Origin of the sequence: Polymorphospora rubra (assembly GCF_018324255.1) — a bacterium.
GTDB classification, from domain to species: Bacteria; Actinomycetota; Actinomycetes; order Mycobacteriales; family Micromonosporaceae; genus Polymorphospora; species Polymorphospora rubra.
This window is the reverse complement of record NZ_AP023359.1, coordinates 5440006-5458186: the sequence shown is the minus strand read 5'-3', so window position 1 is coordinate 5458186 and position 18181 is coordinate 5440006. Positions and strand designations below refer to the sequence as shown.

Genomic DNA, 18181 nt, shown 5'->3' with positions numbered 1-18181 from the left:
GTCGTGCCTCCCGAGTCCGACGACGCATTCGCCCACTGGCTGGCCGGCCGCGCCGGTGAGCTGCTGCTACAGGTACGGGCGGCCCGTGGGCACGCCGATCCGGCGGCGCTGAAGGTCGCCGGCGACCGGGCCGCGCACGAGTTCCTGCGTACCGAACTGGCCCGGCACCGACCGACCGACGCCGTGCTGTCCGAGGAGGACGACGACGCGCGGCGGTCCTGGAACGGGGGTGACGGGCCGGCCCGGATCACCGCCGACCGGGTCTGGATCGTCGACCCGCTCGACGGCACCCGCGAGTTCTCCGAGGAGGGACGGGCCGACTGGGCGGTGCACGTGGCGCTCTGGAGCCGCTCCGCGACCAGTACGCACCGGCTGGCCGCCGGGGCGGTCGCGCTGCCGGCCCAGCACCGGGTCCTGGCCACCGACAGCGCGCCGCCGTACCCACCGGCGCCGCCGGACGGCACGGCCGTGCGGCTGGCGGTGAGCCGAAGCCGGCCGCCGGCGTTCCTGACCGCCCTGGCCGACGAGGTCGGCGCGGTACTGGTGCCGATGGGCTCGGCCGGCGCGAAGATCGCCGCGGTGGTCGACGGGACGGTGGACGCCTACATCCACGCCGGCGGCCAGTACGAGTGGGACTCGGCCGCGCCGGTGGCGGTGGCGACGGCGGCCGGGCTGCACGCGTCCCGGATCGACGGGGCACCGCTAACGTACAACCGCACCGACCCGAAGCTGCCGGACCTGCTGGTGTGCCGGACCGACCTGGCGGCGCCGCTGCTCGCCGCCCTGCAGAGCCGAGTGGCGGCCTGACCCGTGGCCCCGGGGCCCGGTCGTCGGGGTCAGCCGGCGGCCCGGGCCGCCCGCGGCACGGTGTGGGCGGCGAGCATGCTTATCTCGGCCAGCGGCTGCCGGACGGTGGTGAGCGGCGGCGAGGGCCACCGCACCTCGGCCGGCCGTCGAGGCCGATGTTGCGTGACCTGGTACATGTCCTGGCGCCCCACCTGCTGGCCGTGCCCCGGCTGCGGGGTACTCGGCGCGGCCAGATCACGATTACGCGACACTGGTCGACGGCGACGCCTGGTGGCGTCTGCCGCACCAGCGTGTCGCCACAGGGGCCTACCGAACGTCAGGATGGTTCGTCCGGCGGGGGGACCCAGGAGGGCATGCTCTTGATGACCACGTCAACAGGTCTCGGAGTAGCCGATGAGACCCACCCTGCTGACGGCAGCGCTGCCCGGGCGCTGGGAGGCGCTGTCCGGCTCGGGCACCCTCCCGGCCGAGGTCCCGTCGGTCTCCGACATCGCCGCCTGGCTCTGGCGGTCCGACGATCGGGTTTCCACGCCCCACCGTGCTTCTGTCGGGCGAGGGCACCTGCCAAGGGCCGCGGCAACGGGGTGCGGTCCGTGGACCTGCCCCACCCGAACGAGCAACCGCCTGAGGCGACCCCGCCGGGCGGCGGTGGCGGACAGGTGCGGAAGGTGGCGTGAATGAGCGCCCCACCCCACAGGCCGGGCCCCGGGTCGGATCGGTGTACAGCGGGTACGGCGGCCTCGACCTGGCCGTCGAGCTGGTGCTCGGCGGCCGGCTCGCCTGGTACGCCGAAACCGACCGGCACGCGACCACCGTCCTGGCCTACCGCTGGCCCGGGATCACCAACCTCGGCGACATCCGCACCGTCGACTGGACGAAGGTCGCCCCGGTCGACATCCTGGCTATGCCTACGCGCATCCGACATCAGTGCACCCCACGCCGCGACCGGCTGTTCCTGCTTCAACTGGACATTTTTCGACCGGTGTGCTCGACGTCACAAGCTAACGGCTGTGGCGATGAGGTGCTGATAGCTGGCCGGGTCTATCTGGCCTGAGGGGTAGCGCTTGTTCCAGATGTCCCAGAGTCCACCGGGTGCCACGTATCGGTCGGCGTGGCGGGTGCCGAGGCTGGTGTCGAGGTGCATGAGCGCGCCGAGGGCCCAGTGCTGGTCGTAGCGCAGGTCGACCTGTGGCAGGTAATGGTCGAGGTAGCCAATCAGGAGTTCTGCGTCGCGCCGAGTGCCGAAGGCGGCCAGCGCGACGCAGTAGCCCTGGCCGCTAAAGCAGACCCGGCTTTCCAACAGCAGTTCGCCGATACTGTCGCGGAACTGGGTTTTCTGACCAAGGCCGATAAGCCATGCGGCGGTGAGCCGCCCGCGCCATTCCGGGAAGCCGCCGATTTGCAGCAGGAAGGTAAGCTCAGCGTCGCTGACCTGCTCGGCATCGTGTTTCAGAGCGCTGATGAACTCAGCTTGGCCTCCGTCAGGGCGGTCGATGAAGTTGCCGTGGAGCAGGTCCAGATATCGAGCGTATCGACCCTCGTCGTCAGCGCGTGTGGTGATCACGTAGCGGCGGATGGTGTCAGTTCCCGGGTCCGGCAGGGACGACGGATAGGTCATGGTCGCATCCTTCCTGATCACATTGCCACCAGCGACCATGTTCCCGCCGGGCGCGGATCACTCGCCAGGCGGCGCGTGCTCGCCGAGCTCGACCTGCCCCGCACCCTCGCGCTACGGGTCCTCGGCAACGGCGTCGTCCCCCAACAGGCGGTCGCCGCGTTGCGGGCTGCTGCTGTGCCCGCACCGGTGGACGGTGCCGGCATGACCGAACCCACCTCACTGGACCGCTACTTGTACCACCGGATCGGCGCGGTCGAGTTGTATCTCGGCGACGCTCGGCAGGTCCTCGCCGCAGTGCCGGACGGCAACGTCGACTGCATCGTCACCCGCCCGCCGTTCTGGTCACTGCGTGACTATGGCACCGGCGGTGACGCGACGGCGACCCTACGTGCACACATCGGCCAGCGGAACGGCGCACGGACGGCGCGTCGTGTCGCCGGTGCGGCGCCGTGTGGGGCGATCTTCAGTACGGGCTCGAGCCGACCATCGACGAGTACGTGGACCGGCTCGTGGCCGTGTTCGACGAGGCGGGGCGGATTCTTTCACCGCCCGGCACGCTGTGGCTCAATCTCGGGAACAGCTACACCGGCGGCACCCGAGGCGCTGCCGGCCCCCGTACGGGCCGACCGCTGACCGCAGTGGCTCGCCGCTGCCGGCGAAGCACTTGATCGGTGTGCCCTGGCGGGTGGCGTTCACGCTCCAGGCACCACGACTTGCCGAGTCCACGCAGGATCGCCGAGGAGAGGCCCTCCGCAGGTTAAAGGTCAAGGTGGGGCCCCACCTGCGGTGGGTTCTGAACGAACTCGGAGGCGCGTTTCAGCGCCGCACGCGCCTGCTCGATCGAGCGTCTGTACCGGTCGCCCTCGGTTCGGTCCGCGTACTCCTGCAAGGCAGCGAACGCCCACGTCCAAGCGGCCTCGGCATCGTCCCACTTTCCGAGGCGCCATTGCGCGGATGCAACGCTGTGCCAGGCGATGGCACGTTGGTGGGCGTGCACGGCAGTACCAAACCCATCCACCGCCTTGGCAAAGAGCTCGCGGGCCCCGGCAAGGTCGCCACTCGCGAATCGCGATCGTCCTAACCGCATCGCCAGGACTCCGGCCGTCGCCGGATAAACTTCCTGATGAGCCATCACCAGCCCTTCTTCCCAAAGTTTGACAGCCCGACCCTGGATTCCAAGATGTTCGTACTCCTCGCCGAGCAAGAGCAGAATGACGGGCTCAATCGCGCGCAGGCCGTGGTCCCGGCACAGGTTGAGGCAAATCCGCAATTGTTGTAGCGCTTCGACGTGGCGCCCCAACGCCGAGTAAGAGTTGGCCAGCCGGCTTCTCACTTCGACCTGACTATGGAAAGATAAACGGTCACAGTTCGGGATGACATCGCGCTCCAGAAGGGTTACTGCGTCCTCAGTTTGCCCAGCCGAGCCTAGGGCTCCGCTGCGGAATACGGCGTACGACAACGAGGCTAGTGCCGGATCGATTTTCGCGAAGGCGTCCCGGGCCGCAGCGATTTCTCGCTCAGAGTCCTCTCTAAGCCCCAGGTAGATGTACGTGTGGGCGAGCCGGGTGTGCAGCGTTCCAACCATGTCTGGCGGTGTCGCATCGTCTGTGAGTTCGACCGCCTCGCCCCAGTGCATGACCGCTTGCTCCCACTGGCCAGACGAGGCAAACAACTCACCCCGTTCGAAGAGAAGCCGTATCTGTGCAACGCTGTCATCACTACGCCGAGCCGCCGTTAGCCCGATGTCGATCGCCTCTGCCCACTCGACGCCCAGCCCTCGCCGGTGGGCGAATCGGCTGACAGGAACGGCGCACGTTGCTGTGTATCGGTCAAGCCCAAGCCGGTCGCTGCACCGCAGGACAGCATTGAGGTTGATCGCTTCGGCGTCTAGCCATGCGACCACCGAGGCGACCTCCTCGGCAGGTAACGGTTGGTCGGGCGCGGCCCACCAATCATCTCGGGATATCCGTTTGAGGCGATCGGTGTTAGCCCGAACGAGCCACCTGGCATACCAGTCGAGGACCACCGTCGTATGGTGTTGTGCGTCATCACCGGCCTCCTTGAAGCAGTCGGTGGCGAACAGCCACAGCAGGTCGTGCATGGTGTAGTAGCCGGGCGCTCCTGCCGAGGTCACAAGCTGGTCGAGGACAAGCCGATCCAGCAGTTCCTCCGCCTCCACAGTGGGTAGTCCAACTAGTGCGGCGGCGAGCTCAGTTGAGAAGGTCGGCCCCGGGATCACCGACAGCCGCCGGAAAAGACACCCCGACTCTGCGTCCAGATCCCGGTACGAAAGGTCGAAGCAGGCGCGGACATCAAGGTCGCCGATGTGCAGCACGTCGAGCCGGCGCCGCGTGTCAGCCAGGCGTTGCGCTAGGTGCGTCGGCGTCCAATCGGAACGAGCTCGCAGCCGTCCAGCCGCGATGCGAACCGCGAGCGGAAGCCCTCCACAGTGCCTGACAATCGCGTAGCAGCCGTCGGGGTCAGAATCCATGCGGCCAGGCCCAGCAACGGCCCCGAGCAACGCGAACGACTCATCTGGATCAAGGGCGCCAAGGCAGTATGGTTCTGCCCCGTCCAGCGCTGGCAACGGGCTGCGGCTTGTAACCAGGACCAAGCAGCCCTCCGCCGCTGGCACGAGCGCCCGCACCTGCGCCTCGCTCGTCGCGTTGTCCAGCACCACCAGCATGCGGCGATTAGCAAGCATCGTGCGGTACGCACCCACCCGCGCCTCGAGATCGTCCGGGATCGCGTCCACGCCAAGCGAACCGAGGAACAACCCGAGGACGAAGCCGGCAGTCAACGGCTGCCGATCTGCCCCACGCAGATCAGCATAGAGTTGCCCGTCGGGGAATGAACTACGGAGTTCTCCGGCGAGACGGACGATCAACGCCGACTTGCCGACACCGGGCGCTCCGCTGACCACGATAAGACGCGGCCCGCCAGCCTTGCACCGCTCCCGCAAATCCGTCAGTTCACGCTCGCGGCCAGTGAAGTCGGCATTCGCAGCCGGAAGCTGCGCCGGAGGCACCGGATCGGACCGGATTCCGCCCTGCGAAGCTGGTAGACCCAGGTACGCGACAGCGATCCAATACGCATCCGGCGCCGCGAGCAACTCGGCCAGCGCGTTACCGTCTATGATCTCCAGTTCGACCTCATGGGTCCTTGCCGCCCACTTCTGGAGTTCGTGGCGACGAGAAACGGGAAGGTTAGCCTCACAGAAGGCGTATACTGCCTCGACCGGTGCGCCCCCATCACTGCGGCGATGTCTGCTTGAATCTTTTCCTTAAGTCGATCTTGCTGGAGCGTACAGACAAACGCGATCCGGCCTGCACCCAAGCCGCGAAAGGACTCGAAGTCACGGCCCTGATCGCCGCCGCTACTGACAGGCCCAGTAGCTGGAAGAATGTTCGGTGTAATGCGGATCCGACTCAGCTCTCGGCAGATATCTTCGAAAATGTGGTGGCCGTTTCGGGAACGCAACTGCGCCAACGCGTACCGAACACGACCGGCCAGCCGGTCGGCCATGGCGTCGATATCCATATACGAACTGTATCGGTCGGCTATCCGCGCGGCTGCGGCGCCCACTGCCCCAGAAACCCGACTGTTCGCCAACTATGAGGCCAGCCCTCGGCAGGTAGGTCGAGCGACCTCTACCATGGTCCAGAGCACCCAGGCAGCAGGGTCAGCCCCGACGAGTACCCGGTCACCGGCGGCGAGGTGTAGCCATCGGCGCACCGTGGCCCGACCGACCACGACCACTCCCGTTCCCCCACGCCGGTGACCCGCAGTAACGGAAAACGACAGATTGGGTGTTCAAAACACTTGAACACCCAATACAGAGAACTGCGCATCGATGCGCAAAATCTGTGTTCGAGGGGCGATCGATACCACTACCCCACCGGTCCATCCGACCGACAGCAGGTTGATCATTTGTGTGGGCATTTAAATCGGACAACCCGGACGGCGGCGCCGTCCGGGTTGGTTTGCACAAGATCTGTCTGGCGCCCCCGGCAGGATTCGAACCTGCGACGCACGGGTTACCGAAAGTAGCGATTCCAGCCTTGCCATTGGCAATCAGAAATTGGTGCTGGGCTGCACAGACGCGATCAAGCAGTGATCGTCTCTTGCCACTGCCCGTCAACCGCAGGCAGGTGTTTTCGGGGGGGGGGGGGGTAAACGGGGGACTCCGACAGCACATCCCCACCCTCAACCACATGATCGAATACTGTTGTGGCGCGTTGCCCGACATGCAAACCACCGCGCGCGAAGTCGTCACCTCCTTGCACAGAGGGACTGTAAATGGTATCTGAGATTTATCACATTGCGGTAGCCGCCAAGTCATTGAGGGCTGCGTTGATCACGGGCCAGCACATGCTGACGGTGTCGCGGTCTGGGGCGTGGCCGATTTTAACTTGGGCGTTGGGATGCACGAGGTTGCGATATTCGCGCAGCTTTCCAGCGAAGCCGCGAACATCGGCCTGTATCCACTCTTCGCGGTGGGCGGTCTCGATCAACTCGTGCAGGGTCCACTTGTCGAGGGGTTTTCCAGAGTTGGGCATGCGGGCCTTGACCGCGTCGAGAAGAACGCCTTCCAGAAGGCTGCCGAGCATGATGATCGCGCTGGTGTAGGCGCCGTTACGGTCGCAGATGCGCGCCTCGTTTAGTCGGCTCTCAAGGACGATGGCGAAGTCGGCGTCACGGACGATGTCTGTCATGGCCACATGGAGCATGACGTCTGGTGACTGTTGTTCCTGATCCTCTGGCTGCTTGTAGGGGCGGATGACGGGTCGCCCCTGACTGTGCGCAATTTCAAAGCCTTCGATGACGAGGACACTGTTGAGTAGCTTGGTGACCTCGGCGGCGGCTAGAGGCTCGTTGCGATGGACGTACTCGCGCCGATCGGCAAGGCGGCAGACGAGCGCGTCAATGGCCCGGGTGTGTCTCGACGTCGACGGAGTTGATCGGTGAGCCAGCTCCGGCGCTGCTCGCCGTTGTATGGAGGAATATTCTCCCAGCCGGCATGTTGTAGAAGCTTGGGCAGCTCGGCCGCACGCCGGTACACGGGGTAATCGTCGCCGCCGCAAGCGATTCGGGCGATCTCGTCGAGGCTGTTGTCGTCGATACCTTCGAGCACGCGGGTCTCCTAGCTAGAGGTCGTCTTCGTTGTCGGAAAGCGGTGCTGGTCTCCAACGTGGCTGCTGGCGAGATGCTGCCGGCAGCGAACGGGGCTCGATGCCTCGTTGCTGTAGTTGCTGCCAGAGCGGTTCGAGGGCGGCAGCTGGGTCATGCAGATACTCGCTGTCTCGGATACGGATGAAATGCCAGCCAGCCCGGCGTAGTTCCCGCTCGCGGTGCAGTTGCTGCTGGACCTGCTCAGGTTCTCGGTTCCGCGACGGTGTATCGCACTCGACGGCAAGCCGGCCGTTGTCGCCGACGACAACAAGATCGATAGCTCGGTGGTCGACGGGGTAGTGCGGGACCACGGCGTAGCCTCGGCGGCGCAGCTCCAAGAAGACGTGTTGCTGCAGCAGGCAGGTGAATGGCTCGGCTCGGGCGTCGGGGGTGACATCGTCGAGCTCGGGATCGATCGTGAGGGCCGCTGGAGGGTGAAGCATGTAGGTCAACAGGGAGTGGCGGAGGTCGGTGGGGTTGAGGCTGGCCTGGGGTACCGAGGTGAACAGCCAGAGTTGGTCGCGGGCGCGACTGGCAGCGACGTTGTACCGACGCTGCTCGGTGCGGCCGGTGAGCGCCTTCTTGGCCTTGGTTACGACCATGGACAGCAGGATGATGTCGCGTTCGTCGCCTTGGAAGTCGGGTGGTTGGCCAACTCGAATATGTCGGTGGCGTATGTCGGCCGGGTCGATGCGCTCATAGAGCATCTTTTCAAGGACTTGTGTCTGTTTGCCGCTCTGCAGCGCGATAATGCCGATGGTCTTGTTACGGCACATCGGGTCGTCGATGATCTTTTGAACGTGATCGATGATGGCGTTTGCTTCGACCGGATTGCGTAGGGTTGCCCTTTGTCCCTCCTCCATGGCGTCGTCAACGTGTACGACTCTGAGGGGGTCGAGGCGGTCGGCCCCGAACTGGCGGAGAGGGATGAGTCTGTTGTCGTAGAACTGCGCTGAGGACCATCCGATGATCTCGGGCATGCATCGGAAGTGCTCGGAGAGCCGGACGACATCGGAGAAGCGGGAGGCGAGGAGTTCGTAGAGGTTGGAGCTGGGGAGGAAGCCGTTGCGGAGGCTGAGTGGCATGTCGGCTAGGTGCCGGTCCAGGCTCTCTTGGACGGCCTCGGAATCGTTGTTTCGGTAATTGGCGCCGGGTGCGCACTGCTTTTCGTCGCCGACGACGATGACTCGTGGTGCCAGCCACAGGAGGAAGAGGTTGTCGACGCTGGCTTGGCTGGCTTCATCGACGATGACGACGTCAAAGGCGTTGGGTTGTGGCGGGATGGTGTCGGTCACGGCTGACAGGGGCATGACCCAGGCGGGGACGGCCTGTTGGGCGTGCTTCATCGCCTCGAACGCTGCGGTGAGGTACCGGTCCTTGTTCCTGCCCTGCCCGCGGCCGTAGGCGCCCATGTTGGTCTTGTAGGACTGTAGGGCTTGGCGCTGCCGTTCGGTCATGCGTTCCAGGCAGTGCTGTAGAGCCTGTTTGCCGGCCAGCTCTGCCGTGACTCGGTTGAGCTCCAGTTCAATATCGTCGATTCGCTGCTCGTGGATCTGCTCGATGTCTGTCTGCCGGATGATCTGGTGGTAGGCGGCTGCGGCCCCCAGGCCCATGCTGCTTCGATGTCGTTAAGGCGGAGTCCCCGGGTTGGATCGTCGAGGTTCTCGCTGACCTGCTTGGCAAGCGTCGGGTGGGCGACGGAAAGCCTCTGGAGCAGCTGTTCGCAGCGCTGTTGTGAGTCTTTGTCGTTCCTGGCCAGATCAAGTTGTCGGCGGGCTGCGGCATAACGGTCGATGTTGCCGCGGCCAAGGGCGGCGCTGAGATCGGCGACTTCGGGGGCGACGTCTGGGTTCCGGCACCATGTCAGCACGGTGTTGGTGAGCTCAGTCATAGCAACGGATGCCCGCCGAGCCCCGGTGATGGTCGTCCGGTTGTGGCCGACGCGGACGAATAGGTCCCAGTCTTCCGGACTGCGGACTGCGAAGCGGATCCCGTGACTGCGCAGGAGGCGCTCGACAGTGTCCCGGGCTGCGGCGAGCGTGCGCAGGGCCGAGGCGTTGTGTGAGATGTCGTGGAGGTGTGCCACTCGACGGCGTAGCGGCCCGTAGAGGGTCGGAACTCCGACCTGGGCCCAGGCTTCCAAGGCGTTGGTGACGGCTGTTTCCGCCTGCAGGAAGGTGGACAGCGCGGTCAGCTCTGAGACGGTGGTGGGCGGGGCGCCGTCAACCGTGCAACTTTGCAGCAGGTCGGTGGCGTCGAGCTGAGGACGTGCGGGCAGGTAGCGGCGTAGGCGTCGGCCATTGGCCAGATGCTTACGCAGACGCTTGGCTTGGCCGGAGAGGCGGCTGAGGTGGGCTGCGGTCAGGGGCGTGGTGCCCAGGTCGATGTCGTATTCGTTGAGCGCCGTCAGGGCACGTACGTGGGGCTCCACCTCTCGCAGTTCGGCGAATAGTGCCTCCCAGTAGGCAGGGCTTCGCCGGGCCAGGAGCGCTTCGGCGGCACTGCGGCGCCAGTCTGCGGGGTCCCAGTCAGTGATCGTGTCGGATAGGCCGCAGGCCGCCAGAGCATCGGTGGCAACCGCGACGTGGCGCTGGATCTCGGTAAGGGTGGGGTCATCGAGGGCGGTCAGTGACCACGCGGTAGTGGTGTGGTCGGAGCCGAGGATCTGCTCGGCGTGAGCGATGGTGGCGATCATGGCGGCGACGTCCGCGCCGTTCGGGACATGCTCGGAGTCGGGGATGAATTGCTGGGCTCGTGCGGCGCGTTGTGATGTGGCGGAGGTGAGAAGCTGCCGGAGCTGCTGGGCCTGGTCGTTCGACAGGGGCGGGTCGCCGGAAGCGCCGGCAGGCAGGGGTTCGATCCAGCCGTATTGATCGCGGCCGGCGTTGAGTTGTTCGACGATTTGCGCGAGCGTGCCGCCGTAGCCATCGGCGATCTGCGGGTGCGTCGTGTACTCCTGTTCCCGAACCATGTGCAGGCTGCGGATGGCCTGCTCGAGCCGAGTATTGAGATCGGCGCGCTGTTCCCGAAGTTGGGTGATGTCTTTGCGTAGCTCGTCGACGGTGATCGTGGAGGACAGCTCCGAAAGTGCGGTGATGCTGCGGTCGAGTTCGTCTGTGCCGGTCCGCTGCATACCGGTCATCAGTACGCACAGTTGCCTCACCGACTCGGGCAGCTTCTCGCGGAGCACGCGCAGCGCTTGATCCTTCTGGCTCGTGATGAGCAGCCTCTGGCCGTCGGCGAGCAGCGCGCAGATGAGATTGGCGATTGTGTGTGTCTTGCCCGTGCCTGGTGGGCCTTGGACGACGACGGTCGTGTCGTCGCTGAGTTTGGCCAAGACCCTGCGCTGTTCCCGATTGCTGGGGAGAGGGAACAGCGGGTCGTCGCTGTTGACCGGGCGATCATGGGCTGCGTCCTTGAGCCAGTTGCGGCGCTGCGCTGGCTCGATCGGGGTCACCAGTTGTGCCAGACCGAGTGGGGTGGGAGCGTCTGTGCCCTCGAAGCTGTCGGCGACGGTGCGGTAGATCCGCTCCAGTCCCTTGCGGTCCCGGCGGCGGAGGAATAGGGCTGGGGCGAGGGTCAGCCGTGTCGTGTCTGCCTCGTCGAGGAGTGGCGGCTCCCACCGATCGTCAGCAAGGTGGAGGGCGCGGTCCCAGCAACGGCGCCGCCACAGCTGTAACAGACGCACCACCTCCGGCGAAAAGGGGTGCAGCTGCGCTTCGGTGTCGAACCAGGGTGATCCGAAACGCTTGGCGCGGTGTCCGTCGTGAGACGTGAGGAAGTCCTGGTCCTCGATCTTCATCCGCTGGTCGAGGGACAAGACGACCTGCAAGCTGTCGGTGGCCGGGTCCTCAACGATGGCCGCGCTCCAGATCAGAAGGTGCCGGCGGATAGCCCAATGGCCGGCGGCGCTGGAGGTAAGGAGACCGACACCAAGCACAAGCTCCTCTGCATCGCCGCGCTGCTGTGCCAGTCGCTGAAGTCGCTCCAGGTGGGTGTAGGTCGCACGCTGCTCCCTCATGCTGCGCTCGTGCTCGGCCCACTTCGTCCACACAGCGAGCCAGGTCTCGTACGCCCGTCGTAGAGAATCGGAGATTGCTGGACCAATGGCCGAACGCGCACTATCAGATGTTGTGAGCTGGGGTGGCGGGCCGTCAACGTTGCCGTATTCCGTCATGTCCAGCAGGTCCCGAAACGCTGTGGGAGGTACCGGTGGTTCAGGTGGTGGAGGGTAGCCGACCTGCATGACGACCGATCCGGGATAGGTCGAGTTCTCTTGAGAGGGCCTACGAAACCAGTAGGTGTTGGAGTCGTCGATGGCGTCGCGATCCGGCCGCTCACTGCTTTTCACCTGCTCGAGCAGATGTGCCACGAGGCTTTGAGTCAGTCGTCTGACGGTAGGACTTGTCGGGGACACGGCGTCCGCCACTGCGCCTCCTCGGGCTCGCCCAGCCCAACAGGCTGCACGTAGCCAACTACCGAACGCAACCATCTGCCAAATGAAAGACACCAATGGACAGACACCTATCGGATGTGATAAGCCCCATTGGGCATCCATTGAATAATGATGGTTCCGAGTAGAGCGCTGCCGCTCTTCCCAAAGTGGGCCACTCGACTGGGATGCTGACGGTTGTTCGCCCGCACCAGCCACCGGGTGAGCTGGGCGTTGAAGTCCACCGGGCCGGTGAACACCCTGCCCGGCAGGAACGACGTCTCCATAGCCGTTGGCCCGTTCAATTAGACCCTTGGCCTCCGCATCAGCGGGCCGGCACTGCAACACCCGGATCCCGAGAGTGCCGCGGAACGCGTTCATCGCCTCGGTCATCCGGGGCCGTCCGCCACGCCACTGCCCGACCGCGGACTCGTTGTCCCACACCAGCATCCGGGGCACCGCACCCAACCCCGCCGACACGTCCCACTGCCCGGTCAACAGATCCGGTGCCTGCCGCGACGGGATCATGACCGCTGACAGCCACCGCGAATAGCCCGACACCATCACCAACACCGGCGGCCGGCCGACCTGTCCCCACCCCAGCGGCACATCCGCCGGCGGGAACCACAGGTCACACTGCGCCACCTCACCCGGCAGGTACTCGGTGCGCTGCGCCGGATCCGGCGACATGAACAACGGCCGCAACTGCCGCACCCGTTCCTTCAGCACGGTCAACGACCGCGTCCAGCCGATCCGTTCAGCGATCACCGTGGCTGGCATCGTCGGCCACTCCCGCAACAACACCCTGATCCGCGGCTCGACCGTACCTACGATCGAGCCCTTCACCGGACACTGATACCTCGGCGGCCCCTGCGCGGCCAACGCCCGCCGCACCGTGTTCCGACCCACCCCAAGCTTGCGGACGATCGCCTTGATCGGCATCCCCTCAGCCGGTGAAGACGACGGATCTCCGCCCAGTCCTCCATGCTCAACACCCCTACAACCTTCAAACAGGGGTCCAGATTCACCTGTCGATCAAGGGACCGAACTCACGCGTCGCCGACAGGCGGGCACAGGGATTCTCCTGGTCAGGGCCTATCAGACCATGATCGAAAGTCTCCGAGCTGCCGGGGAACCTCAAAGCACTCACCGCGGCCCCCATGTCGGGCCGGATGTTCTGGTGCAACGACCGCGGCACCAGCGGCCGGGTTCCGTGTCGCGGTCTGTCTGGACGATGTGACGCTATTCGTCGTCGGGGCCGACCCAGAACAGGCCGCGCTCGGTCAGGTCGGGGGCGTACTCCAGCACGATGTACCAGCCAGGGCGGTCGTCTGGGGGTCGGACTCCAAGCGAGGTGGCGTACGTCGTCAGTTCGTGCGTATCGAGGTCATGCACCCGTTCGTTGAGGGCGGCCATTGTCGCGAGGTCGGCCTGCACCTCGCGGTCATCAGCGTCGATCATCGGTCAGCCCTTCTCCAGTGCCCTTGAAGTCCCACAGACGCACGGACCCGTTGGCGTACACCTGGTAGACGGTCACCCGATAACCTACCGGCAGGTCGCCTTGAGGTTCTCGGTGCAGCCGTCCTCGCCCTGGCAGGGGCGCATGTTCATGTAGAGGACCGCCGACCGCACGCCGCGCCGACGCATGTACGCGGTCGCATTTGACTCCACGTGGTGGACGAACCGCATCGACTGGCGCGGCTCGGCGAGACCTTCGGCGGCACCGGTGTCGCCCGGTCCGACGATCGGTGTCAGCGGTTGTCCGTCCACGTTGTACAAGCGCCCTGCGGCCACGTCCCGTCCGGCGTACCGGCGAATCTCTTCGATTGCGGACCGGTTCGGTGGTATCCGGGCCGGTGCTGTCACGGGTGGCGGGACGTCCCTATGCCCGCCACCCGGTGTCAGTTTCCCGAGCTACCGGTCTGCCTCGCCTCGGCGATCGCCGCCTCGACCTGTTGCCTGGTGGCGGTGCCGGCTTGACCGACCGCTGCCAGGATCTGGATGATCGCGTCTAGCCGCGCCAGCAAGACTCCGGGATCTCCGCCCTGCAGAATCGTCGCGGTGATCTGCTTGGCTTGGCCGACCTGCCCGATACACCCACCGACCCCGTCATGGATGCCGTGCAGCTTCTCCATCGCCGAGGCGAGCGTCGCGATGGTCTTCTGCGCGGTCGGCTGCTGCGGAACGGCAGCCAGAACCGTCGCGACCTCCCCTGCCAGCACGGCCAGGCCACCGATCCCCGCCTGGACCTGGCCGATCACCTCACGGACCCTTGCCAAGTTCTGTGCGATTCCCAGAAAGCCCGACGCCGCCGCATGCAACGCGATCTGCTGCGCGCCATGATCAGCTGCAGCGGTCTCCTGCTCTGCGCGGCCAATGCCGGCAGCCATGGTCCGCAAGCCCGATTGGATGGTATCGACCAGGGACACGTACACCTCCTGCTTTCGCCGCATTTCATCATCCTCGATGCGGCGGCCCCGGCCTATCCGATGGACATTCCAGACTACGGTTGCGTTCGGCGGCCGTGGGCAGCTGATGACGGGAGACGCAGGACCGTACGGTGTGCATCGTGCCGAGCTCCATCGACGGGCCGGAGCAGCCTGGCCAGTCAGTACCGCAGCTGCATCTCACTGTGCAGTGTGCGGGTGTCAAGGTTGACGGCGTACGCACGGAGCGGAAACAGCAGCGTTTCCGGGAGCACGCGCCACGGATGGACCTTTCTCGGCACGCGATCATTGTCCTGATCACGGGCCGCGTCCGACGTGGATTCAGGACCACGCCGTACGTACGTGCTCGGCGGCCCGCTGCTCGCAGTCCTACGCCGAGCGGCGCGACGGCTCGGTGGCCGCTTCCATGCGGGAGGACCTCTCGTGCACGAGGTTGCGCAACGTCGACAAGAGTCGACAACCCGCGGTTACCGAAAGTAGCAATCTCAACCTTGTCACTGACTATCGAAGCTGGCGCTGGGCTGCACAGACGCGATCAAGCAATGATCGCCTCTTGTCACTGATTGTCAACCGCAGGTAAGGGTTTTCGAGGGGTAAACGGGGGGACGCCGACAGCACGTCGCCAGGATCCCACCGCGCCCCGCCCCCTCTGGGCACCCTCGATACGAGGACGACGTGCGCCTACCCCTCGCGACTCGCCGTAGGCAGGGGTTCGTGTCGGCGGGCAACACAAACCAGAACCCAACCGGGAACTTCTGCTCGCGTTCACCTATCAGCTTCAGTTGGACCTCAAAGGCCGCGACGGATGCAATCTCGTGACGTCATCTGAAGTGTTGGGCTTGGGCACAGCAACATCCTTCCAGCCCGCCACCAGGGCAAGCCATCTCAGATGTCACCTACCGGTGCAGCAGACCCGACCGTCGCCCCAGCCGGTCCGCCTCCCGACTGGGTCGGTGTGATCCCACCCCGGCGTCGCACAGCGACCGCCCCTCCGCCGCGCCCCGAGGCAGCCGACCGTGAGATCAAACCCTGCCTCAAGCGCCACATCGGGCCAGAGCTTCACCGACGCCTCGAACCCCCGCCTCAACCACTTGACACGTCGTGGGGGCGTCGGTCCGGGCGGCCCAGTCCTCCCCACCGGGCCGCCCGGGTTTCCGCTCAACAGTTCGGGGCGACCGTGCCGGACGATCCGGTGTGGACGAACCCGTCGGAGACGTACCGGCCGTCGCCGATCTTGTCCCAGATGTCGGTCCAGTACTGGTAGACGTCGCTCCAGACCCGGGTGCCTCGGGTCTGGCAGATGATCTGCACGGTCGCGCCGTGGGCGACTGTGCCGATCACGGCATGCGAGGTGCCGGGGCCGGAGCGCACGTTGAGCGCGTCGCCGCCGGTGTTGACAGTGCCGTAGACCCCGCCACCGGGGTTGCCGACCCCCTCGCGGGCCTCGGCCAGGTAGTTGCGGTAGGCGCCGTTGGTGTAGGTCGCCCACGCGGTCCAGCCGGACCAGCCCCAGATGTCGTGGGCGGCACGGGCGTTGCAGTACAGCTCGTAGGCGCAGGCGTCGCTGACCCAGGCGTGGTAGCAGTTGTTGATCTGCCAACCGCCGCGGTCCAGCGAGCCGTTGGGACAGCCGGCGGTCGGGCCGTTGCGGTTCTGGGCGCCGGCGGTGCACCAGGACTCGGCCAGGGCGACGGCTACCGCGACGACCAGATTCTCGCCGGTCCAGCCGGCCGCGCGGGCCGGCTGGGCGCAGCGTACGGAACGGGCACTGGCCTGGACACCCACGCCGACCCCGGTCCGGGTGCCGGCCGCGACCGTCTCCGCTCCGGCCGGGCTCGCGGCGGCCGGTACGCCGGCCACGGTCAGATTCAGCCCGAGTACGGCCACCAGCGCCGCCACGGTACGGATCACGCGGCCCACGCGTACCACCCCCTCATGTAGTCCAGCGTGTAGATCGTGTTCTTGCCGTCCCAGCTCCCGTCGGTGCCGGCGCCGTACGGGTCGTTGACGTAGACCCGGCCGTCGTCGAGGTAGCCGGTGATCAGGGCGATGTGGCCGTAACGTCCGTAGGCGAAGTTGCCGCTGACGACGACCATCAGGTTGGCGTCGATCTTGGACTTGATCCAGGACCAGGTGACGTTGCCGGTCTCGGCGACCGCGTACGAGACGTGCCGGTCGAGGTAGTCCCGCAGCCAGTAGTGCAGGGTGCCGACGCTGGGGGTCTCCACAAGCCAGCCGTAGGCGCCGGCGAAGTAGTTCCAGTTCGGGTCCGGGGCTACCGCGTCGTAGGTGGTGCCGTAGGCGGTGTATCGGTGGGTGATGTATCCGCCGTACGGTGACCAGTGCCGCGACGGGGTGCTGACGTAGTAGCCGTTCTGGTTGGCGAGCTGGTAGCCGGCGAGGTCCATGACCGCGCTGGTCGGCCCGCAGGCGGAGTTGCCGTTGAAGTTGTCGGCGGTATCCCAGAGCTGGTGGATGAAGGTCGACGGGACGATCTTCGCCTGCACGCCGGCGCCTCCGGTGGTGCCGGCGCCGGTGCCCTTCGCGCCGCTGGTCACGGTGGGGATCGTCGTGGGGGTGGCGGCGGCGTCGAGTAGCGCGGCGGTCACCGCGCCAGTCGCGCCGACCACTCGTACCCCGAGGCGTTCGGAGGCCAGCCGCAGTCCGATGCCGGCGAATCCGTCGAGGCGGTAGTTGGCGGTGATGCCGGCGACGACACGTTCGGTGCCGCCCGTCTTCAGGTCGCGGACGTAGACGCCGTTCAGGTCATCGAGCCGTTGCAGCGCTTTGCCCCGGCTGGCCGCCTTCTCGTCCGGAGAGACACAGCCCTGGATGGCGTACGCGACCCGCCCGTCGCCGCTCCAGACCGCCTCGCGGTAGGAGTCGGTGGTCGTGCCGGTCCGGGTCAGCGTCGTACCGTGCTCGTCGGCGAGGAGCAGGCTGGCGGAGGTGCCGGCGCACGGGTAGACGTGGTCGGCGACGATCGCGCTCACCCGCACCGCCCCGCCGACCGTCACGGTGCGCAGGTCGCGGTAGACAGTGCCGCCGGTGCTCGCCAGTACCGTGCGGTGGGTGCCGGTGGCCACGTCGACCCGGCTCAGCGACGGCCCGCCCCCGGGCCCGGCCAGCCGGTGGGTGACCAGCGCCGCCCCGCCGGTGCCCCAGCCGAGCAGTTGCACGTCACTGCCGGTAAGCCGGGCGACGGCGCGGTCCGGGCCGACACCTTCCGCCGGGCGCAGCCGCAACTGCCCGGAGTCGGTTCCGGCCAGCACGTAGCCGAGCCGGCCGTCCGTGGTGTACGCGGCGGAGGTGACCCGGCCGGCGGCGACCCGGGTGAGCCGTCCGCTGTCGACGTCGAGGGCGAGCAGGTCGGCGCCGTACCGGCCGTCGAAGTCGGTGATGACGGCGGCGTGTTTCCCGGTCGGGTCGAGCACGGCCCGTACCGAGAAGCCGGGGTCGCTGACCGCGACCGTGGCGCGGGTGACGCCGTCGACGCGGACGTCGTAGCCGACGGCGGTCCGCACGGTGTGGATGCCATGGTCGGCGATGGCGGCCGGCTCGCCGCCGGCCAGGGCCGGCGGCGGGCCGACGGTCACCAGCGCCGCCGCGCAGAGTCCGGCGAGCAGGGTCGGGCGGACGGCCCGGGAGCCGCGTCCGGGTGCTCGAGGTGGGGACATGTGCGTCTCCTTCGCAGGTTGGTCGGGG

The 18181-nt window shown here is 66.5% G+C and carries 15 protein-coding genes and 2 pseudogenes; 4 read left to right on the top strand and 13 right to left on the bottom strand.

The window, feature by feature from the left end:
* The first annotated feature begins 3 nt into the window (after positions 1–3).
* Positions 4–807 carry a 3'(2'),5'-bisphosphate nucleotidase CysQ gene (locus Prubr_RS24765; RefSeq protein WP_246567593.1) on the top strand — a complete coding sequence of 268 codons (804 nt, stop codon included), beginning with the start codon at positions 4–6 and terminating at the stop codon, positions 805–807.
* A gap of 29 nt (positions 808–836) precedes the next feature.
* Here Prubr_RS24765 and Prubr_RS24760 read toward each other — a convergent pair whose 3' ends face one another.
* The gene (locus tag Prubr_RS24760; RefSeq protein WP_212828960.1) at positions 837–1058 is read right to left on the bottom strand and encodes a hypothetical protein; all 222 of its coding nucleotides are present in this window, start codon (positions 1056–1058) and stop codon (positions 837–839) included.
* Positions 1059–1480: 422 nt separating this feature from the next.
* Here Prubr_RS24760 and Prubr_RS37065 point away from each other — a divergent pair, with 422 nt between their 5' ends.
* Positions 1481–1861 carry a class I SAM-dependent methyltransferase gene (locus Prubr_RS37065; protein WP_246567591.1) on the top strand — a complete coding sequence of 127 codons (381 nt, stop codon included), beginning with the start codon at positions 1481–1483 and terminating at the stop codon, positions 1859–1861.
* On the opposite strand, the gene Prubr_RS24750 is transcribed toward Prubr_RS37065, so the two are convergent.
* Positions 1802–2425 carry a DUF6000 family protein gene (locus Prubr_RS24750; protein WP_212817305.1) on the bottom strand — a complete coding sequence of 208 codons (624 nt, stop codon included), beginning with the start codon at positions 2423–2425 and terminating at the stop codon, positions 1802–1804. The genes Prubr_RS37065 and Prubr_RS24750 overlap by 60 nt on opposite strands.
* 75 nt (positions 2426–2500) lie before the next feature.
* Here Prubr_RS24750 and Prubr_RS24745 point away from each other — a divergent pair, with 75 nt between their 5' ends.
* Positions 2501–3058 (top strand): hypothetical protein, encoded by a 558-nt coding sequence (locus tag Prubr_RS24745; protein ID WP_212828958.1) that lies wholly within the window; start codon positions 2501–2503, stop codon positions 3056–3058.
* A gap of 124 nt (positions 3059–3182) precedes the next feature.
* Here Prubr_RS24745 and Prubr_RS24740 read toward each other — a convergent pair whose 3' ends face one another.
* Positions 3183–5453, bottom strand: coding sequence for an ATP-binding protein (locus Prubr_RS24740; RefSeq protein WP_212817303.1), 2271 nt, complete (start codon positions 5451–5453; stop codon positions 3183–3185).
* A 242-nt stretch (positions 5454–5695) separates the two neighbouring features.
* On the opposite strand from Prubr_RS24740, the gene Prubr_RS24735 reads away from it, so the two are divergent.
* Entirely contained in the window at positions 5696–6043 is a 348-nt protein-coding gene (locus Prubr_RS24735) for a hypothetical protein (RefSeq protein WP_212817301.1), read from the top strand.
* A gap of 698 nt (positions 6044–6741) precedes the next feature.
* On the opposite strand, the gene Prubr_RS24730 is transcribed toward Prubr_RS24735, so the two are convergent.
* The 10 genes and pseudogenes from Prubr_RS24730 to Prubr_RS24695 all read right to left on the bottom strand — a co-directional run bounded on the left by Prubr_RS24730 (position 6742) and on the right by Prubr_RS24695 (position 18153).
* Positions 6742–7140, bottom strand: a complete 399-nt coding sequence (locus Prubr_RS24730; protein WP_212817299.1) for a hypothetical protein — start codon at positions 7138–7140, stop codon at positions 6742–6744.
* 149 nt (positions 7141–7289) lie between these two features.
* A complete protein-coding gene (locus tag Prubr_RS24725; RefSeq protein ID WP_212817297.1) occupies positions 7290–7559 on the bottom strand; it encodes a hypothetical protein in 270 nt (89 codons plus the stop codon).
* 13 nt (positions 7560–7572) lie between these two features.
* The gene (locus tag Prubr_RS24720) at positions 7573–9210 is read right to left on the bottom strand and encodes an AAA domain-containing protein (RefSeq protein WP_212817295.1); all 1638 of its coding nucleotides are present in this window, start codon (positions 9208–9210) and stop codon (positions 7573–7575) included.
* 1355 nt (positions 9211–10565) lie between these two features.
* A pseudogene (locus Prubr_RS37060) lies at positions 10566–11399 on the bottom strand (AAA domain-containing protein); the annotation flags it as partial.
* Positions 11400–12223: 824 nt separating this feature from the next.
* Positions 12224–13024 (bottom strand): annotated as a pseudogene (gene istA, locus Prubr_RS24715) (IS21 family transposase); the annotation flags it as partial.
* Between the two features lie 247 nt (positions 13025–13271).
* Complete coding sequence (locus tag Prubr_RS37055) at positions 13272–13490, bottom strand: hypothetical protein (protein WP_246567589.1); 219 nt, start codon at positions 13488–13490, stop codon at positions 13272–13274.
* Between the two features lie 84 nt (positions 13491–13574).
* A complete protein-coding gene (locus tag Prubr_RS37050) occupies positions 13575–13799 on the bottom strand; it encodes a DddA-like double-stranded DNA deaminase toxin (RefSeq protein WP_246567587.1) in 225 nt (74 codons plus the stop codon).
* 131 nt (positions 13800–13930) lie between these two features.
* Positions 13931–14458, bottom strand: a complete 528-nt coding sequence (locus tag Prubr_RS24705) for a DUF6244 family protein (protein ID WP_212817293.1) — start codon at positions 14456–14458, stop codon at positions 13931–13933.
* 1176 nt (positions 14459–15634) lie between these two features.
* A complete protein-coding gene (locus tag Prubr_RS24700) occupies positions 15635–16396 on the bottom strand; it encodes an SH3 domain-containing protein (protein ID WP_246567585.1) in 762 nt (253 codons plus the stop codon).
* A complete protein-coding gene (locus Prubr_RS24695) occupies positions 16384–18153 on the bottom strand; it encodes a C39 family peptidase (RefSeq protein WP_212817289.1) in 1770 nt (589 codons plus the stop codon). Before Prubr_RS24695 ends, Prubr_RS24700 begins: the two co-directional genes overlap by 13 nt.
* Positions 18154–18181: the final 28 nt, after the last annotated feature.